The sequence below is a fragment of the Paenibacillus tepidiphilus genome (assembly GCF_008635795.1).
Lineage (GTDB): Bacteria > Bacillota > Bacilli > Paenibacillales > Paenibacillaceae > Paenibacillus_AQ > Paenibacillus_AQ tepidiphilus.
Genome location: NZ_VWRQ01000003.1, coordinates 107,040 through 132,014, shown reverse-complemented (window position 1 = coordinate 132,014; position 24,975 = coordinate 107,040). Strand labels below are relative to the sequence as shown.

Annotated in this window: 9 protein-coding genes; all 9 read left to right on the top strand. The window is 55.5% G+C overall.

The genetic code is table 11. From position 1 onward, the window contains the following. The first annotated feature begins 15 nt into the window (after window positions 1-15). The 9 genes from F1379_RS04765 to F1379_RS04725 all read left to right on the top strand — a co-directional run bounded on the left by F1379_RS04765 (window position 16) and on the right by F1379_RS04725 (window position 24,815). A complete protein-coding gene (locus F1379_RS04765) occupies window positions 16-7,740 on the top strand; it encodes an S-layer homology domain-containing protein (protein ID WP_150266920.1) in 7,725 nt (2,574 codons plus the stop codon). Window positions 7,741-7,823: 83 nt separating this feature from the next. After that, window positions 7,824-17,090, top strand: a complete 9,267-nt coding sequence (locus F1379_RS04760; protein ID WP_150266918.1) for a chitobiase/beta-hexosaminidase C-terminal domain-containing protein — start codon at window positions 7,824-7,826, stop codon at window positions 17,088-17,090. Window positions 17,091-17,122: 32 nt separating this feature from the next. Beyond that, window positions 17,123-17,809, top strand: coding sequence for a S1 family peptidase (locus tag F1379_RS04755; protein ID WP_150266916.1), 687 nt, complete (start codon window positions 17,123-17,125; stop codon window positions 17,807-17,809). A 110-nt stretch (window positions 17,810-17,919) separates the two neighbouring features. After that, window positions 17,920-18,282: a LytR/AlgR family response regulator transcription factor gene (locus tag F1379_RS04750; protein WP_150266914.1), complete on the top strand. Its 363-nt coding sequence runs from the start codon at window positions 17,920-17,922 to the stop codon at window positions 18,280-18,282. Between the two features lie 83 nt (window positions 18,283-18,365). Beyond that, window positions 18,366-19,547 carry a MalY/PatB family protein gene (locus F1379_RS04745; protein WP_150266912.1) on the top strand — a complete coding sequence of 394 codons (1,182 nt, stop codon included), beginning with the start codon at window positions 18,366-18,368 and terminating at the stop codon, window positions 19,545-19,547. Window positions 19,548-19,851: 304 nt separating this feature from the next. Further along, a complete protein-coding gene (locus tag F1379_RS04740; protein ID WP_150266910.1) occupies window positions 19,852-20,808 on the top strand; it encodes a nucleoside hydrolase in 957 nt (318 codons plus the stop codon). Between the two features lie 152 nt (window positions 20,809-20,960). Continuing rightward, window positions 20,961-22,205 (top strand): stalk domain-containing protein, encoded by a 1,245-nt coding sequence (locus tag F1379_RS04735; protein WP_150266908.1) that lies wholly within the window; start codon window positions 20,961-20,963, stop codon window positions 22,203-22,205. A gap of 348 nt (window positions 22,206-22,553) precedes the next feature. Then, window positions 22,554-23,507 (top strand): radical SAM protein, encoded by a 954-nt coding sequence (locus F1379_RS04730; protein WP_150266906.1) that lies wholly within the window; start codon window positions 22,554-22,556, stop codon window positions 23,505-23,507. A gap of 297 nt (window positions 23,508-23,804) precedes the next feature. Continuing rightward, on the top strand, window positions 23,805-24,815 hold the full coding sequence (locus F1379_RS04725) for an L-rhamnose/proton symporter RhaT (protein ID WP_150266904.1): 1,011 nt from the start codon (window positions 23,805-23,807) through the stop codon (window positions 24,813-24,815). The last annotated feature ends 160 nt before the right edge of the window (window positions 24,816-24,975 follow it).

Here is a 24,975-nt window from a genome sequence, read left to right as displayed (position 1 = left end):
CAGGGGGAACTCACGGTGAAGCTGCTCAAACGCGCAACGGCGTTGATGCTCACATTGATTATGGTGTTTTTGTCCACCTCCGAGAGTGTGCATGCCTTGGCGGAAGCCATTACGGCTCCGGATACGACGACCATACAGAATGAATTCATCAAGGTAACAGTGGACAACAAGACTGGCCGCTACGGTATTCGTACCGTAGACGGCCAGCCGATCCGCAAGAATGACGACAATGTTAACCTGCTGTTCCAGGGCGACGACCCGGAAACATCGTTTACAACGTTCCGGATCGACGGAACAGACTATATTTACGGCAATAGCTACAAATTCGACAGCAGCCATTATTCCGAGACAACCGCACCGAAGGTTGTAACTAATGCGGATGGCACGCAGCAGCTCGAAATGGTATGGAAGATCAAGGGCGTAGAGATCAAGCAGATTCTGATGCTCTACACCGACAGTAAGGACGCGGCCAATTCAGGCAACGTCAATATCCGCTATGAAGTGAACAACAAGAGCGGGGCGCAGGTCATGGTCGGCAGCCGTATTCTGCTGGATACGATGGTCGGCGGCAACGACGGCCCGCAGTTCCAGATCGGCACGGGCTACAAATCCCCGCTGCAGGTGGAGCGGAAGCTGGTGCACAACCCGGAGGACAATGCTTCCATTCCGGAAGAGGACCGCAATTATTTTAAAATCCCGGCATACTGGGTTATGCGCGACAAGCTGGATTTGACCAATCCGCTGGCCACGAATGTGGTGGCTTACGGCTTCAACAACTTTGCAGAACAGAACATCAACATCGTGGATGAGATGATTGTCGGACACTGGAACGGTCTCGCGAACACCAAGTGGGACTATACCGTGCATCCGAACCTGGATTTTACGCGGAACACCAATGATTACGGGACGGCTGACTCCGCAGTGGCCTTCTACTGGAATCCGGAGAATATTGCCGCAGGCGGCTTCCAGAGCTTCGAGACCGTATACGGCCTCGGCGAGATCGTCGCTCCGGACAAGGTGTTCTCCATCCGCTATCTCGATACGGTGCAGCAGCTTGCTACCGAGCTTGCTCCCGGCGAGACGGTACCGGAGAAATATGTGGACAATGGCGTGTTCAATATCACCGCCGAAATCGAGAATCTCCAGGCTTACAATATGGAGCACTCCAAGATTGAAGTGGAGATGACGCTGGAAAGCGGGCTCAGCTTCGTCAAGCAGGATGAGAAGGGCAACGACGTGCTCGATGCGAACGGAAACCCTGTGCTGGAGAACACACGCAGCAAAATGCTTGAATTCAAAAAGGCGGCGACGCCGGAGGAAGCGGCTCAGGGTATTCAGCCGAAGTACAAAGCGGGTGACGCCATTACTGCTACCTTCCGGGTGCAAGCCAAGGGCAGACCGTGGCCGACTACGAGACAGTATATGATTTCAGCCCGCAGTCCGGAAACGCAAAGCAAGGTTCAGGGCGTTGAGGACGAAGGCATCAAGGCGCAGTATGAATCGAACAAATCCAACTTCATCCTGCTGCCGCCAATCGGCGAAGCGACACCGACGTATTCATATTCGCTGGCGCCGGAAGAGCTGTACAGCACCGATGTGAAGTATGTGACGGTCAACCTGTCCAATCTTGAAGCATACAATACGGGCAATGAGACTACGCAGCCGAACTTCGATTTATATTTCAAAAATGTGGCCGACGGCAGCCGGTACAAGGTTAACGTGCAGGATGGCATAGTAATGCAGCCTACCGATGACGGGTTCTCCGGCGCTATGCGGATTACGTACAGCGGCGGTGACCTGGTTGACGAAGGCGGCAATGTCATTGAAGCCGATCTGGGTCCTGAACTGCCGCTTGGCGAATATCAGGTGGAGATCGATTATAAAGGCGACGCCGGCGGCGATGAAGAAGTGGCGGCGATGTACGATCTGTCGACACCGCAGACCTTCCTCGTTACGGACAACGACGAATCGCGGATCCGTGAAGCCGGAATTATGGTCATTTACAAGGAGCTTGTGGACGTCAGCGGCGTGGCGAACGGAACATCAGTCAGCGGAGACCTGCTGGAGCAGCTGAATTCACTGTATCCGGGCGAGCCCTTTGAAGACGGAGCGTTCCTGTGGAGCGCAGTGACGGAGTATAAGAAGACTAAAGCGTTGTTCGGCATGGCCAGCAAAGCGGTCGATCCGGATTTCGAGCTCAGCGAGTTCATGGATGATGAAGCGCTGGAGGAGACTCCGATCTATAACTACATGCTGTTTGAGTCCGAAGAAGACTTCGAAGCCTTCCAGGAAGAAGTCGAAGATGAGGATGCCGACTATGAACGCGAGATTTTGGTCACCGTCCGCGGGATGATCAAACAGGTCGGCAGCGGTGCGGATGAGCAGGTCATCGTTGATACGAAGACCGAACCCGCCATCATTAACGACGCCGTAGCCTATACAGGCAAGGATTTGGCTTTTGTCCGCGGTAAGCTGGAAATCTTCAACACAAAGGTTCCGGACAATATGCCGTTCCTGGACACCTTGTTCGTGAAGGGCGACGGCACGCTCAGCGTAGCCAGCAGCGGTTTTGTCTTCCATAAAGGCGAATGGACGCTGGATTTCTTCAACGGCTTCGCCAAGTCGCTTGGAGACGAGAACTTTAACATTCCGAAGGCGGAGACGCCGGAGGATGAGGAAGAAGAGGAAGACGAAGAACAAGAGCCTAACGACAACCCGGAAGACGATAGCCTGAACGGCAGTCTGAAGTGGGCCATCGGCGGCGTCGGCGACCGGCTTAATCCGCTGCGCCAGGTTATGATCGAGGACGTGTACTTTAACAAGCAGTCACTGTTTGGTGCACCCAGCTTTGCGATTGACGGCTTTGGCTTCTCTTTCAATGATTTTATTCTCAGAGAAGGCGGAATTTCCTTTGGCGGCTCGCTGTCGCTGAAGGTAGTAACAGCTGAAATTCAGAACGTTATCTTTAATAATAAAGGCTTCTATGGTGTGGAAGCATCGCTCGGCTTTGATCTGAACGAGGACATGGGCCTGTTCGGACCGGAGGAAGACAAATCGGACGATGAAGGTCCTGACGCTCCAAGCGGCGAGATTACCATTAATCACGTGGTACAGGGCTCAGGTGAAGGCAATGAATATGGCCTGGCATTCGGAGCCCAACTGAAGAACATGCTTGGTGTGGAGATCGAATTCTCACTGAAAAAAGTGGCCGACGGCCGCATCCTGCCGGATGTCATCGGCTTTGGCGCCGAGCTTCCTTCTCCCGGCATTCTGGTAACAGGTGCTACTTATTTAACTGCAGTCCGCGGCGCAGTGCGCGAGCTCGCCGACACGATTGCCGGCGGTACGGATGAAGATCCGTTCCCGTTGACCATTGAAGCAGGTGTGGGCATGCGTTTCGGTATTGCTCCGGCCTATTTCTTCGGCGATGTGGATCTAACGGTGAAACGGACCGGTCTGAAGGTGGAAGGCAAGCTTGACTTCTCCGCCGATGCAGACGCTGAAGAAGATGACCGCCTGCCGATGCTTACCCAGGCACTGCTGGAGACCCAGTGGGTAACGCCTTGGTTCGTAAGAGTCGCGACAGAGGTTGATATCGGCGGCTGGGACATTGTTGTCGGTAAAGCGGGTATCTTCGTCGGGCAAAATCTGGAGAAGAACCGGACCGATTTCGAAGGCTACATCGGCTCGAAAGTACAAATTCCGAACGATGTGCCCATTGTCGGAGGGATGCCGCTGTCCAGTGTATTCTTCGGTGTCAACAACGACAAGGTATGGGGCAGCATCAGCGTATTGCTGATTTCCCTTGGCATTACCTATTACTGGAACGGTGGCATTGAGTTCGGCACATCGGCCGACGATCTGCCGGAAGGCATGATTCACCTCGTCGTCGATGATCCGGAGCGGGGGCCAACCCTCATGGTCATCGGTGAAGGCGTGGAGACTCTGGCGACATCCCGGGTTGTAACCGAGGAAGAGAACCAGGATATCATCTACCGCGAAGTTGCCGAAGGTGTGAAGTATGTGGAGAACGGCTCCATGAATGTCGGCACCGGCGGCATTACTGTGAAGAACGGCGGCCGCATCCATGAGATTCCTATGGGCACGACCACCGGCAATGCCATTATTGAAGTACAGTATGACAGCAAGGACATGCCGAAATTCACGCTGCAGGATGCAGCGGGCAAGGCGTATCCGATCAAGTTCGATAACACGAATACCGATCCGACGGCCAATGCTTTTACCCAATACGTTCCGGCAAGCTATGTTTCACCGGATAAGGATAAGCTGAACGACGAAGTCGATATCCGCAGAGCTTACGTTATTATTCCGGAGGCTCAAGCCGCGAAGGGCGGTACCTGGAAGCTGACGGCGGAATCGGCGGTAGAGACGAAGCTGCTGAACATTCCGACGCTGCCTGAACTAAAGGAAGTCAATCTGGCCAAGGACAGCGTGAATGTGAACAAGTTCAACGCTTCCTGGAAAGTATCGAACGCTCAGGAAGGCGATACCGTCAACCTGTATCTGGCTGAAGATGCAGTTACCGCCAAGACAACGGTAATCGACGGCAAGGAAGTATTGGAGCCGGGAGATCCGGGTCTCCTGATCGCCAAAGACGTACCGGTTAATCAGAATGGTACGGTTAGCAGCGGTGTGACCAGCGGCAGCACGGTTATTGACGTAACCAATGTAATGCTGATGAACAATCCGGAGGATATCCGCGGACTGCTGCGCCAGGGCAATTATTATCTGCGTGCAGAGCTGAAATCCAGCGCGACCTTCGGAACGAAGACTTCACCGCAGAAATTTGAAATAGTTGACCCGCTTGCGCCGCAAGAGGTCAGCAATGTAGAAGTAGAGCCGGCCGGCAACGGGCTGTTCGCCCTTTCGTTCAAGCCTGGCGCGGAGAAAGCCGGACATGAGGCTTACGAGCACAGCTATGTGATCGATGCCAAGGTAGCCACAGCTAGCGGAATGGAAGAATACGCTCCGTTTGGCGAGATTCTGTATACCGCAGAAGAACTGCAGCCTTACTGGAATGCAGGCAGCGGCAAGTATGAGGGCATTCTGATCGGTGGCTGGAAAGCACTGTCCACCTCGGATGAGGTGAATACAGACAGCCTTGAAGGCACTGTCGTAGATGTCCAGAAGATTAAGTACACCGGCCTTGAAGTGAACCGTGAGTATACCATCGGTGTTTCCGCCGCAACGGTTCCTACTGAACAGGACGACAAGAATCAGAATTATCATTATGCAGAAGCTGCAAGCAGTCCGAAGACACTGCTTCCGGCGATCAGCAAGCCGAAGCTGACGGTGAGCTCCTCCGGCAAGGTGGAGGATACAGGCAATTACATTAACCTGTTGACCAACCAGACGGAGCAGACGCTGACGATTACTTCCAATCAGAAGGATGTCACTGTAGAAGCCTTCTATGCCGAGGAATCCATCGGCAAAGTGGCGCTTGCGAATCAGACGGCCGGCGGCAGCAAAGGAACCCTGAAGCTGGACCAGTTCCAGACCGACGGACCGTTTGCCATCGAGCTGAAAGCCAGAAACATGAAGACCAAGGATGTCTCGGTAACGATGCTGTATCTGACCGTCGACACCATTGCTCCAGTGCTGTACATTGACTCTCCGGTAACGGGAGACAGAACGGCGCTGACTGGCGGGCAGGAGCTGATCCAGGTTGCCGGAACGACAACAGCCGGAACACTGCTTACTGCGCAATATACGGTAGACGGCAAGACCGTATCGGCACCGATAGAGGTGCAGGATAACGGCGCGTTCAGCGGAACAGTAGCCGTCAAATCCGGTGATTCCACCGTTGCCTTGACCCTTATGGCTGCGGATGAAGCCGGCAATGAGAACAGCGCCGTGGTGAATATCACCAACAACGGCTTTAAGGCTCCGGTGGCGCTGATTGTGAAAGGACCGGACGTGCTTGAACCGGGCGAGAGCGGCAACGTGACAGCTTACTTCAAGTATGCGGACGGCAAGGATGAGAACGGCAAGACGAAATTCAAGGAAGAAGCGTTGACTGCAGAACAGCTCGCCAAGATCACTTATACAGTGGCCGCTGGCGAGGATGCGGTGGCGTTGACGGGGGCGGGCAAGCTTTCAGCCCTTTCTGTTGGAGCGAGCCTGATTCAGGCAGAGTATAAATTGTCGGAAGAAGTGACACTCGAAGGAATGACCGTTGCAACGGTTGAGGTTCCTGAGCCGACGGTGCTGGGAACGCTGAAAGTGACCGCGTCGCCTATCACATCGGATTATCAGCATACCCGCTTAACGATAACGGAGACAGGCGATATGACCGGACAACAGCTGGCATACAAAGTGTTCACCTCGGAAGTCAAGCTTCCGGCCTTCAAGGAAGATCTGAGCACTTGGGAGCTGCTGCCGCTGGACGGCATTATTAGTGCAGCTGCCGGCTCAACAGTAGTTATCGCCAAGCGTACATCGACAGACAAGCTGGCCACGGGTGCCGGCCAGGCGGCTGCAAGCATCTGGAGCGGCTCAAGCAGCGGAGGCGGCTTTGGCGGCGGCGGTGGCGGCGCATTGCCGGCACCGACCGAAGAGCCGGGACAAGCCGCAGCGGTCACTGTTAACGGGCAAGCCGTAGAGGCACAGTGGAATGGCCGCACTGCGGTTCTGCATATTACGGATGAACAATCCGCAGGCGGCAGCGACATGGTGATTCAATCTGCGGATACCGCTGCTGAAGGCTTCAGCATCCGTGTAGACGCAGCAGTGATTAAACAACTGCAGGCTGCCAAGAAACAGATCAAGCTCGAATTGCCGATGGGAACGCTGGTGCTCACTGCGGCGAACCTGTCCGGCGTAAACGGGGAGCTGCAGCTCCATATCGGACTGAACAGCAGCGCCGATCAAGAAGCCATTCAGCAGATTGCTACGCAGCAAGGCTTTACCGCTCTGGCATCCGGAGCAGGCCTCACCATCTCCGGTAATCTGCCGAAAGGCAGCTGGACACCTGCGCTTAAGCTGAAGGCAAGTATTCCTTCACCAATTGCAGCGAATCAGCTTACAGCGGTGGTGCTGAAGGATGAAGCCGGACATTGGACTACGGTGCCTTGGAAGCTGGACGCTTCCGGCAAGGCCGTCGATGTGCAGCTGACCGGAGCAGGCGCACTTTACTTCATCCATAATGACAAGAGCTTCAAGGATATGCCTGCGGGCTGGGGCCGGGAAGTGATCGCAGCGGCATCGGCCAAGCTGTTTGTACTTGGCAAGGCAGACGGTCGCTTTGATCCGGCCGGCCAGGTTACACGGGCCGAGTATCCGACGATCCTTCTCCGTGCAGCAGGTTTGATGAACACAAATGCTCCGGCATCCGGCTTTACGGATGTGGCGGGTACCAGCTGGTATAACCGCAGCGTGTCTATCGCTTCCGGTCTGGGCATTGTTACCGGACTGGAAGGCGGCCGCTATGCACCGCAAGCGGCATTGACGCGGATCGAAGCGATGACCATGCTCGGCAGATTGCTGGCCCAGGTCAGCGCAGGCTCCGAGCTGAGCGATGCCGAAGCGGATAACATCCTCGCGGGCTTTGCTGACGGGGCGCAAATTCCGGCTTGGGCACGCAAAGCAGTTGCAGCCAGCATCAAGAACGGAATTATTCTCGGCGAAGGCGGCAAGGTGAATCCAGCCGCACAGCTGACGCGGGTACAGGCAGCAGCGATTGCCATCCGTCTGGAACAGCTGATTACCGACAATCAATAGCAGAGGATGCCCGCAGCGCGCTTCATCACTGGTGCTGCGGGCAACTTCTCTGAGCTTCACAAATTTCCTGGGGTGGTGTCATCATGGCTTCAAAGCGGAAGGCTTTAATAGGATATTTAATCGCGCTGGCCGTCATTGCCATTGCTGGTGTTGCCGGGGGAATCATCGCCAAGGCCGATCCGCAGACGTGGTCGGGCGCAGCCGAGACAGGCTGGTATGATTCCACCTACGATACCTTCAAGATTAATGACGAGAAGATGCTGGCAGGTGTGGCCAAGCTAGTTAATGAAGGAATGGACGACGGGCTGAAGGGTAAGATTCTGGAAATCACCCGGGATTTAGACCTGTCGGAGTTTACCTGGGTTCCCATAGGGACAGGGGAGCATCCCTTTAGAGGTACGCTTATTACCGAGAAGGGTGCGATCATTACAATTTCGGGGATGAAGGTCGTTCCGAATGTTTCCTATCAGGGTCTGGTAGGGAATATGGAAGGCGGTACAGTAGGCCGTCTGACGTTCACCGACACAGGTTCGCTGTCAGTAACAGGCGTTACGTACGACGTTTATGCCGGGTCTGCCGTAGGTAAAATGAGCGGCAGCAGTATTGTATTTGACATTACGAATAACCTTGATATCACAGTTAACGCAGCTCCTTATCCGGCTCATGCAGGCGGAATTGTCGGAATGGGCGAAGGCATGATTTCGAACTCTTTTAATAACGGTGATGTCACCGTCAATGGTACCGGCGAAGTCGGCGGTATTATCGGCTATGTGGATTCCCGGGGCAGTATAGTGAAGAAAGTCGGCAACGCCGGCAATTTGCTGGCCCAAGGCTCAGCGGATTCCGCCTTGTATGCCGGAGGTATCGCCGGCCGTGTCAGCGGCGCGTTGTCCATGAATGACGAGAACACGCCGATTGTCAACAGCGGCAGTGTCAACGTCAATGATGGAGCTAAGGCGGTTGCCGGCGGGATTGTCGGCCAAGCTGATGCTTCAATCATCTTCTCTAATGCAACCAGCAACCAGGGCGCGGTAACCATTTCGTCGCCCGCAGCGGCATTGTCAGCTGCCGGCGCACTTATGGGAGCGGTTGGAAATGCAATCATTCCGGATATTCAGATTGATTTTGCCAATACGGCTCCGGTAACCAATTATGGGGGCACTGATGTATATACCGGCGGGATTGCCGGATATTCCGTTACCCGGTTCACTTGGAGGGCGGACTACAACAATGCCGTAACCATTTCCGCATCGGGCACGCAAAATATTTATACCGGCGGGATTGCCGGTTATACCCCTGCGGGATTGGTACTGCCGGAATCTGCAGCATATACCCATACTGGCGAGCTGCAGGTAACCGGCGGTAGCCGAGTGTACACGGGCGGGATCGTCGGTTATGATGTCGGCGGATCGCTCGGCGGCGTGTCCTTCAAGGGCAGCTTGAACGCTGCCGGTACAACCGGCGTATATTCCGGCGGGATTGCCGGATACGAAGCAGGCGGCACCATTGCCGGCGCTGCGGCGGGGAATACAGCTGAAGCCCATGCTTCCATTAGTGCAGATGGAACCATCGGCGGAATCGCCGGTTATCTGGACGGCACCCTGAGCGGTGCCCAGGTGCAGGATCTGACGCTGCAGGCTACTGCAGCTGGCGGCGTAGTCGGCGGGATCGCCGGTAACGCGCAGGGTACTGTCACCGGCGTAACTTCCGGCGATGCCGATTCGGAAGATTATGCTACTGTTATCTTCAAAGCGGCCGGCCAGAACGATGTCACTTACGGCGGCCTTGTGGGATTGAACGAGAAGTCGCTCCTGCTGACGGAGGGCCGGGTTAGCCGGACAGCATTCCTCACGGAAGCCGGAACAAGCGGCTATACGATGGGCGGAGCTGCCGGCAAGCTGGCGGACAATGTATTGGCAGGGACAGCGGCAGCTCCACTCGAAGTGCAGGATATCCGGGTGGAGGTGCAGGCTGACAGCACAAGCTTTGGCGGTGCAGTCGGAAGCAATGCGACAGCTCAAATCTATGCGCATGTCAACATGCTGGAGATTGGTACAACAGGAAATTCGGTTCAGGCCGGCGGATTGCTGGGCCTCAACCAGGCTGTAGTGCCGCATAACGTTGCGGAGAACGTGACGATTGCCGCGCAAGGCGCAAACAACCGGGTGGGCGGCTATGCCGGGACTAATACAGGAATGCTGATCGACGCAGTCGTGAACCGTCTGTCCATTGAGGCCAGTGGCACCGGCGCCGAAGCCGGCGGGATCGCCGGGCATTCGGAAGGCAGCGGTATGCGGGCGGTTATCTCGAAGCCCATCCTGAATGTTGTGGATGAGACTAACCTGATTACCGCATCCGGTGCGGATACGGCTGCCGGAGCCATTGTTGGCTCCGCGCTCGCGACGGATATTACAGTGCCGGAAGTGAATGCGGTGACTCCGCTGCAAGCGATGATCATCGTGCAAGCCGACAAGGTGAAGGCCGGCGGACTTGCCGGAGCGCTGCAGAATACGGTTATCACTGGTGACACTAAAACGGAGAATCTGGAGAATCTTTATCTCCTGGTTGAAGCAGATGCCGAAGACACATACGTCGGCGGACTCGTAGGCTATAACGAAGAGTCTACACTGGACAAGCTTGTCGGCACAGGCATCAACATGGTGCTGAATGGACCGAGAGCTACAGCCGGCGGGATTGCAGGCTATAACCGCAGCAGTTCTTCCGCCATCATTGTTAACACATATTTGACCGGGCTTGCCCTGAAGGCAAATGCCGGTGCAGCGTCCTCGGTCATCGGTGGAATCGCCGGTCTGAATGATGCACAGTCCAGCGATCCGGTGCTGAATCCGGCTATTGCGGTCAGCACCATGCAGAATACCCGCACGCTGGGAACGGTTGCGGTAACCGCACCGTTGGCGACGGTCGGCGGAATGGTCGGCGAGAACCGCAGCCTGATCGCCAACAACAGTATTACCGATAAGCTTCCGGTCAGCTCCAAAGGTGCTAACTCGGTCATCGGCGGTCTGGCCGGATTGAATACAGCATCCGGAACGCTGTATTATACGTATTCCAATGCCAATCTGACGATTGAAGGAGCCGGAACGCTGGGCGGAGGCCTTGTAGGCGAAAACGCCGGAACGGTCAAAGGCTCTTATGTCGATATTGATGTGACGGGCAAGGCGACAGGCACATCCAGCCAGCCGGTATTTCTGGGCGGGCTGATCGGCCGCAACAACGGCGGAACGGTTGAGCTTTCTTACTCCGCTTCCAATGTAAAAGCCGATGGCGTCTATACCATTGTCGGAGGTCTTGTAGGCGAGCATGCCGCAGGCAACATCAAGAACTCTTATGTGGCCAAGACCGTCTCGGCAAACAAGGGCAACTCCTATGCCGGGGGATTTATCGGTCGGATCACGAACGGTAAAGTGTCGAACGTATACTCTGCGGCGGAAGTCAATACCGTCTCGGGCAGCTACGCCGGCGGATTCGCTGGACGTTATGACAATTCCAGCAAAGAGCTGCTGTACAAATCCTACTATATTAAAGACGCTTCACTGAATATTAATAAAGACTTGCCTGATTTCGCCGAGGGCAACCATCGGTGGCTGAATGTGCATGTGCGCCTCAGCACGATTCTCTCGGAGACCTTGAAGGACCGAGAGGAATTCCCGGGCCTGTCCGGCTGGGATTTCACCGGTGCCTGGAAGTATGGCTCGCTGAATGCAACCTACCGTTATCCGGAGGTTAACCGCGAGGCCAATACCGGCGGAGAAACCGGAAACAATGTTAATGCGAACATTAACTGGTACATGAAAGACAAGGACGCGATTTCCTTCCAGATTACATCCGAAGCCGAGCTGGCCGGACTGGCGGCAATTGTCAACGGCACAATTGCGGGTGTGGACAAATTCAATTTCGCGGACAGAACCATCGCAGTATTGAACCCGATTCATATTCAATCGAAGCTTTGGGTTCCAATCGGCGACAGTGAGGAGAACGCCTTCCAAGGAACTTTTGACGGCGGCAATCAGCTGATCGACGGACTTACGTTGCAGCCTGTATATACTTACTCCGGCCTGTTCGGGGTTATCGGGAAGCAAGGGGCTGTGCAGCACATGGTGCTGGAGCCGGTAGCTGTCAGCGGCAACAAGTTTACGGGAACATTGGCCGGTCTGAATCTCGGTAAGGCGGCTAATGTGGATGTGAAGCTGCTGAATGGCGCAAAGATCAGCGGCGGCACCGTAGGCGGCATCATCGGCAAGAACACAGGTGAGATCACCGCGCTGAACCTTACCCTGAACGGCGGCGGAATTGAAACTGTAGGTAATGAAGGGACTGCCGGAGGCATTATCGGTGACAACACCGGCGACATCATCGCTTCCACCTATGCCATCACGGCTGTGGACGGCAGCATCGGGTCCGCAGCGGACGGAGCCATCGTAGGCGGAGTTATCGGCACACAGTCCGGCAATGTGACCGGTCTGGAGATGAATGTAACCTCTGCATACAAAATCGCTGCAACCGGTATGGAGAGCAAGGTTGGCGGATTAATCGGCTACTATAGCTCCGGAACGGCAAGCGCACTGAGCCTGTCCTTTACGGACGGAACGGTGGAAGCACGCGGACTGGATTCTGTGCTGGGCGGTGTGATCGGCCAGGCAGCAGCCGGAACCGTGCTTAGCGGAATTCAGGTGGACGCTCCCGGAACCGGGGTACAGTTGACCGGCAACGGCACTATGGGAGGTGTAGTCGGCGTCAAAGAAGGTACGCTTGGCGGACTGTCACTGCTGTCAGCCGGCAGCGGAAGCAGCAGCTTTGATCTGGAGCAGCTGTCAGCCCGGAACCTTAACCTGGCAAGCACAGCGGACAGCATGCAGGCCGTTATCGGCGGGCTTGCAGGCGAACTCTCCCAGGCTGCGCTCAATGCCGGCTCTTACCAAGGTGCAATTCAGGCTGCGGGAGAAGCGGTCATGGCCGGCGGGATCGCCGGACAAGCAGGCAACAGCGTGGTATATGACGTGAAAGCCCAGCCTGAGCTTCAGGCCACGGGCAAGAGCGGGGAAGCATGGGCCGGCGGCATTGCCGGAAGTCTGGCTTCGGATCATCTGAATCAAGGGTTTGATTTCGGCAAGGCCTACCCGCTGTACAACGGGATTTACCTCGCAGAGGTAACCGGCGGCAGCATCGGCGCTTTCGGTACAGACAATCAAATGGATGTGTATGCCGGCGGATTGGCTGGCCGCAACGATCAGGCATCCATTTACCGTTCAGCCTCGGCCGCAGACATATCTGCCGGCAGCGGCAAGACGGTAAATGCCGGCGGCATTGCCGGTTACAGCAACGGCATCATCGTTGATGCGGCAGCAGCTGGAAGCATCAACGCCGATAACGGCATCGTATATAATGTCGGCGGTATTGCCGGCTGGGCGGAGGAAGGCGAGATTCACCACAGCAAGGCCACTGCTTCCGGCGTACAAGCCATAACAGTCGGAACTGCGCTGACTCTGGGGGATCTTCTGCCGGCAACGCATGCAGGCGGCATAGTGGGAATGGGCGATAACGTCAAGATTACCTACACGCGTGCAGGCATTCCGTTGAACATTAAGGACAGCAATCAGGACAATACCATTTATACAGGCGGATTCGCCGGTCTTCTGGGCGAGAATAGCACCAGCAAGGGATTGATCAAGAACTCTTATGCTACCGGAGCCGTTACGGTCAGCGGTAAGCTGGGCTCTTATACCGGCGGATTTGCCGGATCGGTTGATCATTTTGAAATTAGCGATTCCTATGCTTCAGGCGTTGTAATCAATACGGGTCTGGATACCCGCACCGGCGGTTTCGCGGGTTCCGTAGACCGCGGCGCCCTGATTGAAAGATCGTACGGGCTGCAGTCCCAGATTTCAGCTACAGGCATTAAATCCGCGACCCGTTCCTATATCGGCGGCTTTGCCGGGTATAACGACGGAACGTTGTCCGGCATATATGCGAACGTAGCGGCAATTACAAACAATGTGCAAGGAGCCGATGCCTTCAAGGGGGCACTGGTCGGCTACAACTTCCGTGACGGGAAGGTGCTGGCTGCCCGGTTCACAGGCGATCTTGCAGCGGCAGGCCATAATGCAGGCGGTACAGTGGTGGCAGAACAAACAGGTCTGTACAATCCGCTGGACTCGGGATTGTGGAACATCGAATACGACACTTCCTTCATGGACGGTGCATTTGATGGCACAGTGACGCTGAACACGCCGCAGCAATTGCGCGGTGCGGCTATGATGTACAATCCGACAGGTGAAGCATACTATCAGCTGTACAACCGGACGGCTACTGACAAGCTGAATATCACTACGCTGCTTCTCGGCGCGGATATCGATCTGGCAGGAGCTTCCTGGATTCCGTTCAGTGATTTCACAGGCACTTTTGACGGACAGGGACATACCATCAGCGGACTTCGTATCCAAAACGCTGATCTGGAATTCGCGGGCTTTGTTTCCGAGAATCAGGGTCAGATCAGCAATATTAACTTTGCTGACGCCGTAATTGCCGGCGGAACGAATGCCGCAGTGGCGGCGGGTATCAACCATAACGGTGCAAGCCTCTCCGGCATCACGCTCAGCGGCAAGGTACATGCGGCTGAAAACGCCGGTGGCGCTGCAGGCGTCAATGACGGCTCGCTAACCGATGTTCAGGCAGAGGATATTGAAATCGTGCTCGAAGCTGATGCCGTTAATGCAGGCGGCATCGCCGGGATCAACAATGGCAGCATTGCCGCTTCCGGCGCGCAAGGCAGCATAGCAGGCGGGAAGAACGCCGGCGGTATCGCCGGAACCAACACCTCGGATATCAGCGGTGTAACCTTCGTCGGTTCGGTTGAAGGTGAAGAGACGGCAGGCGGTATTTCCGGTAAGAGCACCGGTGCCATCGCTGATTCGGAGAGCCGTGACTCCGGGAACAATGTATCCAGATCTTACATTAGCGCTCCGAACGCCGGCGGTATCGCCGGAACCAGTGAAGGCAGCATTACCGGCTCCAAGTCGGCCAGCAGCGTAGGTGGCTTGCAGGCAGCAGGAGGAATTGCGGGTACCAACAACGGTACCATTAATCTGGTGAGCGCAAGCGGTGCGGTTACCGGCAGCACGAATGCCGGAGGCATTGCGGGAGTGAACCAAAATGTGATCAGCACTTCGACTTATACCGGAAGTGTGGCTGGCCAGGAAACGGCCGGCGGCATCGCCGGGGTGAACCAAGGCGAAATTACGGATTCCAACAATTCCGGCGACACTATCAGCAGTGAGCAGGCAGCCGGGGGCATTGCAGGAATCAGTACAGGCACAATTGGCAGCTCGGATGCTCACGGTAACGTTACAGGCCCGGCTGCGGGCGGCGTCGCCGGTGTGAACAGCGGCAGCCTTAACGTGGTCAGTTTCGGCGGCAGCGTTCAAGGAGACAGCTCAGCCGGCGGTATCGCGGGTGACAACGAGGGCAATATTTCCGAAGCGGTCTCCTACGGGGATGTAAGTGTAACGGGTAATGAAGCGGCTGCGGGCGGCATCAGCGGTGTTAATACCGGTGATATTACCGACAGCCAGAATGCCGGACGCGTTGTGGCGGCTGGCACTGTACTGGCCCGGGCGGGCGGCATCGCCGGTTATGCCAAGGAAGGTCTGATTGCTTCCTCTCTGAATACCGGGGAAATCAAGGCAGGCATCGGCGGTATCATCGCACCGGGTAAAGCCTTCTTCGGCGGCATTGCCGGACAGAAGACGGGAGAGGCCACGATCAGCAATACGGTGTTCGCGGCCCAGATGCTTAAGAACAAGACGGCATACTTTAATGAATCCGGACAAGCGGTTGCCGGAGCTGCCGGTGAAGCCGTGGCTATGACATCAGCTGAGCTGGCCAAAGGCATCGTGCCGCAAGCTCTTGCCAGCAGCAAGTGGTCCGCGTTGTTCTCCTTCTATCCGGGCCTGAGCGCTTATAAAGGAACGGATGCCGGCTTGTTGAGCACCGCTGCTGTGCTTCTGGATCAACAGGATCTGATTAACCGGGTGAACTTTGACTTTGCTTTGAGCACGGGTACAGGCTTGTCCTGGAGTGCCGATCCGGCCGCAGCCGTCTTTCAGGGCGGGGCAGGATCGCTAGTAAACGGTTCAGCCGCCAAGCTGACCGTCCAAGCAGGAGCTATAAGCAGAACGATTGCTGTCAACGAGCCTGCGTTCCGCTATCCGCAAACAGCGGCAGCGCCGACGATTAAATCAATGAACGGCGAGAACATTCTCGTTATGCCGGTAGTACTGGAGACGACGGAGCCGGGAGGAATAATCTACTACACCCTGGATGGATCGGTTCCGACAGAAACGTCGCTGAAGTATACCGGCCCGATTGAACTGCAGGGTCAGACGACGGTCAAGGCAATCACCATTGCCGAAGGCAAAGAATACAGCAGCGTGGTCGGCGGAACCTGGACGCCTCAGGCCAGCGGTGGCGGTGGCGGCGGATTTGTGCCAGTGCCTCAGCCTGAACCGGCCATTACAGCCGTTGCGGGAACCGTAACGCAAATCGGCGACAGTGAAGCTCCGCTGAAGGTCGCTCGGGGCAGCAAGCTCAAGCTTAGCGCACCGGAAGGCCAAGTGATTTACTATACGACTGACGGAAGCGCGCCAACCGATAAGAGCACGGTGTACACCGGTGAGCTCCTGATTACGCGCAGCATGACGATCAAAATGATTACAAGTGAAGACGACACGGTAATTACCATTCAGTACGAGGTGGAGAATGCCCAATACCATCTCAAGGAGAATTCCGCAGAGATCAAGTATATGACCGCTGCTCCGAACGGCCTCTTTAAGCCGAATGCGACCATTACCCGCTTCGAAACGATCGGGGCGCTTGCTCCGCTGCTCGACATGGAGGAAGTGGACCTCGGGAGCCTGTTCAATGATGTTCCGGCGGAACATGAGGCGCTTACGTCGTTCTTTGCATCCGCTGGCATTGTAGAAGGTTATCCGGACGGGGGCTTCGGCGGTGAAAAGGGCTTGACCCGCGCCGAGTTCTCCAAAATCGTTGCAGTTATGCTTAAGCTCGACACTCAGACGCCTGGAGCCGCGAAACAAAGCGATCTCAAGGGTCATTGGTCCGAGGCTTATGTGAACGCACTGACCGCTGCAGGTTATATCCAGGGCTTCCCGGATGGAACGTTCAAGCCGAACGCCCCGATTACCCGGGCCCAGGCAGTCGTGCTGATCAACCGCATTGCAGGGACCAAGAAGCTCCCTGCGGCAGCCGCCCGCTTCACCGACGTTCCGGCTTCACACTGGGCGTTCAAGGATATCATGTCGGCGGTGCAATAGAAATAAAGTCTTACATGAAGGAGATTTAGCGGATGAGAAATAAACTGATGGCGCTGTGCCTGCTGGTGGCCTTGGCTTCCGCCGGGCTGCTGTATACGCGTCCTGCCGGCGCCGATACTCCTGTCGTCAACAATGCCGAACAGACCTACCGGCTGGCCGAGAACGCCATGTTCTATCTTCGGGTGCTGAAAAGCGACGGCACTGCCAGCTCCACGGGGACGGGAGTGATCCTGTCCTCCGGGGGAACGGCGGCGACGGCTTATCATGTGGTTAAAGGTGCGGAGCGTCTGGAGGGTGTGCTGGCGGATGGGACGGTGATTAGCCCCATCAAGGTAACCAAATATGATGAGCTTAAGGATGTTGCCGTTCTCGAACTGCCGGCACCCGGGGCGAAAGTGAAGGGCGGCGCCTATGCTTATCTCAAGATCCGCAAAGAAGTGCTGGAATATGGGGAAGCGGTATTTGCACTGGGTTATCCGCTGAAGAATACCAGCATCATTACAGCCGGGATTGTCAATTCACCTGATGCGCCGATCAACGGGCGAAGCCGGATTCTGACTTCGTCCCAGGTGGCCAGCGGCATGTCCGGCGGACCGCTGATCGACGCGCACGGGCAGCTTGCCGGAGTTATCTCCGGTTCGCTGCGGACCATGGACAATATTCATCTCGTAGTGAGTATGGAGGATCTGCGCAGCTTGCTGCCGGCGGCGCTGAAGTAAAGCGGCGTATTCCACAAGAGCTGTCCCCAAGCGTGTAAAAGCGCGGGGACAGCCTTTTTATAAAGGGGCCTTGCTGTCCGGCTCGATTCTACGGCGGGAGGTGGGAGGAAATGATCAAAGCATTCTTACTCGATGTGAACCAGAAGGATCTGTACAAGCTTTCTTCCATGTTGCAGCAGTCCGGGAGAGTCCATGTCATCGGCATGTCTACACATCCCGGCGATGCGGTCGAGACCCTGCTCCGTCTGCAGCCGGATGTATTGTTTCTGGAATTGCAGCTGCCGGACCTCCAGGGGGTTCTGGTCGCCGAGCAGGTCAAACGAAAGCTTCCGCAGATCCAGATTATCGTGGTGACCGGGAGCAAGCAGCATGCCCTTTGGGCCTTTGATCAGGCGGTGGCGGATTATGTGCTGAAGCCGCTGGAAGAGCTGCGGCTCGGCCAATCTTTGGACCGGCTCCGGCTGGGCAGTTAAGCTTCCGGGTAGCGGTGCAGGAAACGGGCGCCTGTGATACAATAAGCGGATATAACCGGAAGGTCACTTGGAGGTGCAGTAGTTTGAAATATGATTTTGACCGGGTAACGAACCGGCTAGGCACACGTTCCCTCAAATGGGATCAGCTCGAGAAGCTGTACGGGAGCGATGAAGTGCTGCCGCTTTGGGTAGCCGATATGGATTTTGAGTGTCCGCCTGCGGTGAAGGAGGCGCTGGTCCGCCGCGCCGAAGCCGGCATTTACGGATACAGCACGGATAGTGGATCTTACAGAGAGGCTATTGTCCGCTGGTTCGCCGGAAGACATGGCTGGAAGCTGCAGGAAGAATGGATTACAGATTCTCCGGGTGTAGTCACCTCACTGAGTCTGGCGGTGGAGCTGTTCAGCGAACCGGGAAGCGAGGTCATCATCCAGCCGCCGGTATACTATCCGTTCTTTGATGTGATCCGGACGAATGGGCGCAAGACCGCTCTTAGTCCGCTGCTTCTTACAGAGGGACGTTACGAGATGGATTACGCCAGATTGGAGGAGCTGATGCAGGGCGGAGCCCGGCTGCTTCTGCTCTGCAATCCCCATAATCCGGGAGGGCGCGTATGGGAGCCGGACGAGCTGCGGAAGCTCGGCGATTTATGCCTGCGCTACGGGGTGAAGGTCATCTCGGATGAAATCCACTGTGATCTCATCCTGCAGGGCCATAAGCATACGCCGTTCGCTTCATTATCGGGTGAGCTGGCGGAAATTACGCTGACTGCCTTGGCTTCAACGAAGACGTTTAACCTTCCGGGGCTGCAGACCTCGTTCATCGTGGCCAAGAACCGGGAGATCAAGCGCAGCTTTGACCGGAAGATGAAACAGCTCAGTCTGCAATCGGCTTCCTTCTTTGCCCATGAAGCGGTGGAGGCTGCGTATAATGAAGGCGGAGAATGGCTGGACGAGCTGCTTACTTATGTAGCCGGCAATGTGCAATTTGCAGCGCACTTCCTTCAGGAGAAGCTTCCGCAAGTCAAGGTGATGCAGCCGGAAGGCACCTATCTGTTATGGGTGGATTGCCGTCCGCTGGGACTCGATGTGGAGGAGCTGAAGCGCCTGATGTACCGGGAAGCGAAGGTCGCCTTTACCGAAGGCTCTATCTTCGGCGAGGAAGGCCGGGGCTTCCTGCGGATTAATCTGGCCTGCCCGCGGTCCATTCTGGCGGAGGCGCTGGAGCGCTTCGGCCGGGCGGCTGCGGCGTATACTGTAGACTAAGAGCAGGAGCAGCCTGCTGAAGAGGCCGTGTATCATCCGCCGTACCCTGCAATAAGACAGGGGCGGCGGATTTTTTTGGCAGAAGAGAATCCTGGAGGCCTGCTGCGTACATGAATGGGCATAATCCAATGGTTCCGTATTATAGGGGCAGGCTGGTGCTGATGGAAAGCAGGCAGCAGAACAGAGCGGCTGATGTAACATGCTTCTGCGGCAGGCCTCTTGAGCCCTTGTCGGCAAGCGTGATAAGATGATCCACATGCCAGGCATACTGTTAGATAGAGAAGAATGGGAGAGATACGAGAAGATGAACAACGAAGATACGCGAATGATTATAGATTGCGATACCGGGATAGACGACGCTCTGGCGATTTTATATGCCTTGCGGGCGCCGGGGGTAAGTGTGGAGGCCATTACCACCGGGTTCGGCAATATCGATGTGCAGCAGGCGGCGGAGAATACACTGCGGCTGCTGGCCCTGGCCCGGCCAGAGCGGGAAATTCCCGTGGCGGTGGGCGCGTCCCAAGCCCTTGTCCGCGAACCGGGCATCTACTCGCCCCATGTGCATGGAATGAACGGCATCGGGGGTGTCCTGCTTCCCCCTTCCGCCCAGCAGCCGGTCAGCGAATCTTCGGCTGAGCTCATTGTGCGGCTTGCGAATGAAGCGCCGGGCGAGCTGGTCCTTGTGACGCTGGGCCGGCTGACCAATCTGGCGCTGGCGCTTGAGCTGGACCCGGCGCTCCCCGGCAAGCTGAAGAAGGTGAGTGTCATGGGCGGAACGGTCTACAATCCGGGCAATGTAACGCCGGTGGCCGAAGCCAATATCTGGGGAGATCCGGAGGCTGCCGACCGGGTGTTCAGCGCCGGATTTCCGCTCCTGATGGTGGGTCTGGACGTCACGCTGAAGACCCTGATTACGGAGCAGCATATCGAACTGCTGAAGCGGCTGGGTAAACCGGACAACCTGCCGGTCATCAAATTCATGGAACAAACGCTGGGGCATTATTTCAAGTTCTACCGGGAAGCCAATTATGTGCTGAACGGGGCGCCGCTGCATGATCCGCTGGCCCTGATGGCCGCGCTCCAGCCGGACCTTGTGACCACCCGCCGGATGAAGGTCCGGGTAGAGCAGAAGGGCGAGTTCACGGCGGGCATGGTTGTTGCCGATCTGCGGCCGCAGCCCAAGGTCGGCGAATATATTGAGGTAGCCGTCGACGTCGATGCGCAGCGGGCGGTCGGCGCTTTTCTCAGCGTATTCATGTAATCTGGCTGCCTGTCCGAAATGAGAGATTGCGGTCCGGTATGGTTAAAAGTAACAATCTATTAATTTGCTATAAATAGCAGGTTTGGTAGAATGATAGAAGGCCGCCGGGCCATTCACTTACATCTTTCATTTCAGATTGGAGACCTTAGAGTATGAAACGCTTACCCAAACTGTTGTTGTGTGCAGCCATTTCCCTCGGCGGATGGGCTGCATTGCCGGTGCCGGCTACTCATGCCGCCGGAGGCGTCAGCATTGTGCTGGACGGCTATCCGCTGCCGTTTCCGGTAGAGCCGGCCATGATGAGCGGAACGACGATGGTTCCATTCCGGGCCATCTCTGAAGCACTGGGCATCAATGTACAGTGGAATCAAGCCGCGAAGAAGATAACGGCCACCATAACGGATAACGGCGTTACCAAAACGGTGGTACTGACTTTGGGCAAAAACACGGCAGCCGTCAACGGAACAGCCGTCAAGCTGGCGGTAGCGCCGCAAAATGTACGCGGGACGACGATGGTTCCGCTCAAATTCTTCAGTGAACAATTCGGTGCTGCGGTGTCCTGGAATCAGGCGACCAAGACCGTATCAATTACCTCTCCGCAGAAAGATTTGTACACGCTTGGTTTCTACGCGCAGAAGGCGTACAGTGAAGTCTCCCTTATTCCAGGCTTCGATGCGATAGCATTCGGCTGGAGCCGGATTGACCGCAGCGGACAATTCACCACAACCAGCACAGACTTCTGGTGGCCGGAAGCGGCCGGCGAGGTGACTCCCGAGCTGATCGTGCAGAATGCCGACGCCGGGGGAACCACTCCTTACCTGATGGTGTATTCCGGGGACAAGGAATTGGAGCTTACCAAGAACCTGGAGGATTTATCGCTGCAGCAGCAGACGATTACCAGTATCGTCGACTTGGCGGTGCAGAAGGGCTTCAAGGGCATCGGACTTGATCTGGAAGGTCTCGGACTAACCGGGGACAAGGCTGCGGTGCAGGCCCAGTTTAATACTTTTGTGCGGAATCTGTCTGTGAAGTCAAAGGCCGCAGGTCTTAAGCTGACTGTGATTGTACATCCGCTGAACGGCCCTTACAAAGGCTATGATTACAAGACGCTCGCCCAGATCGCCGATGATCTGGTGGTGATGGCGTATGCCTATGAGGATGAGTCGCGTCCGGAGCCGATGAACAAGGTGGATGAAGGCATCCGCCTTGCACTGAAGCAGGTGCCCAAGGAGAAGCTGATTCTCGGAATTTCGGTGTACAGCGAGGATGAGACCTCCGTCAATGCCAAGATCGGCCTGGCCAAGCGCTATGGTCTTAAGGGGATTGCGATCTGGCGTCTCGGATTGATCGGACAGCCGGTATGGAGCGAAATGGGCAAATCGGTGGAATTGCAATAGGCTTTGATGCAAGATAGACAGCATGAAAGTGATACCAGCATTACATTGTAAGGAAGAGCTTATGATATAGCGCTAAGTGTAAAGTGCTGTGGCCATAAACACATTATCTAGAAAAGACTGCCTATGGGCAGTCTTTTTAAATTGCGTCAACGGCTGACATCACGCGAGCTTGCTGGGGGAGAGTATTCAAGTTCCTGCGGCTGTTGAAATTCTGTCGTAGTAGAGCTATTCGGGCGCATACAGTAGTATCAGACGGACAAATGTCACATTAACACGCGGCGTAAACCTTTATAATGCTTAGGTTAAGCCTTGTGCAGACTATTTTATTTTTTCAGGAGGATTACGGGCATGAGTACAAAATATAAAGCGCTTGAGCTGGATAAGCCGCTGACCTATGATCTGGAAGGGCTGGAGGTCGGGGTCACCTCGAACTGCAATTTCCGCTGCGATTACTGCTGCGCCTATAATAGAAATGACGGACAAAGCATCAACGGCCAGGAGGTTATCCGTATTCTGGAGGAGCTGCCGCGGCTGAAACGAGTGCGTCTGTCCGGGGGAGAAGTGACGCTGAAGTTTCAGGATTGTCTGGACATCGTTACTTATTGCACATCCCGGGGAATTGCGACCCAGCTTAATTCGAACGGCAGTCTGCTGAACGCGGAGCGGATCGCACAGCTGGAGAAGGCCGGGCTGACCACCATACATATTTCCTTCAACTTTACGGATGCGGAAGCATTCTCGCGTTATTACAATATCCATCCTAGCGTGTACGTGAAGATCCGGGAGAACATCACCATGTTCGCCAAAACCAGTGTGAACGTCGTACTGGAGACGCTGCTGTTCAACGAGACTCAGGATAATATGAAGGAAATCAGCGAGCATGTCTATGCCATGGGCGTGCGCACGCATGAAATCCAGAACAGTATCATTATGGGTCACACCGGCTGGAAGGCAATTGCCGCCCGCGAACAGCTGAAGAACGCAGTGAACGAACTGATTTCCGGCAAAAAAGAGGACACCACGCTTTACTTCACCTGCATGGACCGTTTTATGGACGCCATGGGCTTCCAGGAGCAGCCTGGTGTGCATTTCCCGCATTGCATTGAGGGCATGAAGCAGTTGCATCTGCACGGCAATGGCGATATTCTGATCTCCGAGCTCTGCCACCCGGTCATTATCGGCAATATTTACAGCGGTACCTCGCTGAATGAGATGTACAGCAATATGCCGAAGCCGCTGGAGGATTATTTGGAGAAACGGCCTTGTCCGGCGCTGGATGCGCTGTTTCCGCAAGGCGTATAAGCCGAGATCCTTTACTTTCGCAAAAACCCGACCGCAGCGCCCAGCGCTGCGGTTCTTCATTATGGCGGATACTTGAATCGTTAGGCGCGGTAATTCTGAACATAAGCGTGGTATGGATCTATGATTTTCTGAAATAAGGAGAACGCTGTCATTTATTCCCGCAAATTTCAGCACAAACTGAAAAATTTCATGTATAATCATCATCATGTGCAGGGATAACGCAAAGCTTACTCTGCTTGATTTTTATAGATATAGTAATTTAGAAGATTCAGTGATATAGGGGCAGGAGGATTCATCATGGTTTACGGATTTTTGCTGTTGCTGCTGGCATGCTTCTTTCAGGGCAGCTTCGGACTGGGTATGAAGAAATATCAGCCTTTCTCCTGGGAAGCGTTCTGGACGATCTTCTCGCTGGTCGGGATTCTGATGATCCCGGTGCTCTGGACCTGGATTGAAGTCCCGGACTTCTTCAGCTTCATTAAGCAGACGCCGGGGGATGTGCTGTGGACAGCGTCCATCTGCGGCTTCATCTGGGGCATCAGCTCGATTATGTTCGGCAAGGCGATTGATACGATCGGGGTCTCGTTGACATACGGAGTGAATATGGGGATTTCCGCTTCCCTGGGCTCACTGATTCCGCTGTTTATCTTCGGGAATATCCCCGCAGCCGGCTCATTTACGGTCCTGCTGATCGGCACAGCGATTATGCTGGGCGGTGTGGTGGTTATAACCCGGGCGGGGCTGCTGAAGGAAAAAATGCTCGCGGCCGCCTCGGCCGGGAGCGCCACGGGCGGCGGCCTGTCCAAAGGCTTGATCATCGCATCGGTTGCCGGACTTGGCTCAGCAGCGATGAACATCGGCTTCTCTTACGCCAGCGAAGCTGCTGATATCGCGGTGGCCGCCGGGACGCCGAGAATCAGCGCCAGTCTTATTTCCTGGGTAATTACACTTTCAGGCGGCTTTGTCGCCAACTTTGTGTATGCGTTGGTACTGCTCATCAAGAATCGTACCTACCGGGACTACGTGGCCAAGGGGGCAGCTATGGCTTATGTCAAAGCGCTGGCAACCGCTCTGATCTGGTATCTTGCCCTTGGCTTCTACGCGAAGGCCACAGCGCTGCTCGGACCGCTCGGCTCGGTTGTAGGCTGGCTGGCCTTTAACGGCCTCTCGCTGATTATCAGCAATGCATGGGGGCTGAAGGACGGAGAATGGAAGGGCTTTGCCGCACCCAAAAAGCTGCTGCTCTGGGGAAATGTCATTCTGATCCTGTCCTGGATTGTGGTCGGCATCGCCAACAGCATGGCTTAGCAAGAAGCCAACACATACCGCTAAAAAAGGCAGACGATGTCAGTATCGCCTGCCTTTTTTGAAAAATAAGATAGCAAATCTTCCAGGCTATCATTCAGCCTTATCTTTTTCGCGCAGAAACGGCTATTGTCCTGCTTGATAACAGCTTAACCGTTTCAGC

What these genes read in the sequence shown, in the direction of transcription:
- F1379_RS04760 (WP_150266918.1), top strand. Translation starts at nt 7,824, where the DNA reads ATGGCTTCAAAGCGGAAGGCTTTAATAGGATATTTAATCGCGCTGGCC.
- F1379_RS04755 (WP_150266916.1), top strand. Translation starts at nt 17,123, where the DNA reads ATGAGAAATAAACTGATGGCGCTGTGCCTGCTGGTGGCCTTGGCTTCC.
- F1379_RS04750 (WP_150266914.1), top strand. Translation starts at nt 17,920, where the DNA reads ATGATCAAAGCATTCTTACTCGATGTGAACCAGAAGGATCTGTACAAG.
- F1379_RS04740 (WP_150266910.1), top strand. Translation starts at nt 19,852, where the DNA reads ATGAACAACGAAGATACGCGAATGATTATAGATTGCGATACCGGGATA.
- F1379_RS04735 (WP_150266908.1), top strand. Translation starts at nt 20,961, where the DNA reads ATGAAACGCTTACCCAAACTGTTGTTGTGTGCAGCCATTTCCCTCGGC.
- F1379_RS04730 (WP_150266906.1), top strand. Translation starts at nt 22,554, where the DNA reads ATGAGTACAAAATATAAAGCGCTTGAGCTGGATAAGCCGCTGACCTAT.
- F1379_RS04725 (WP_150266904.1), top strand. Translation starts at nt 23,805, where the DNA reads ATGGTTTACGGATTTTTGCTGTTGCTGCTGGCATGCTTCTTTCAGGGC.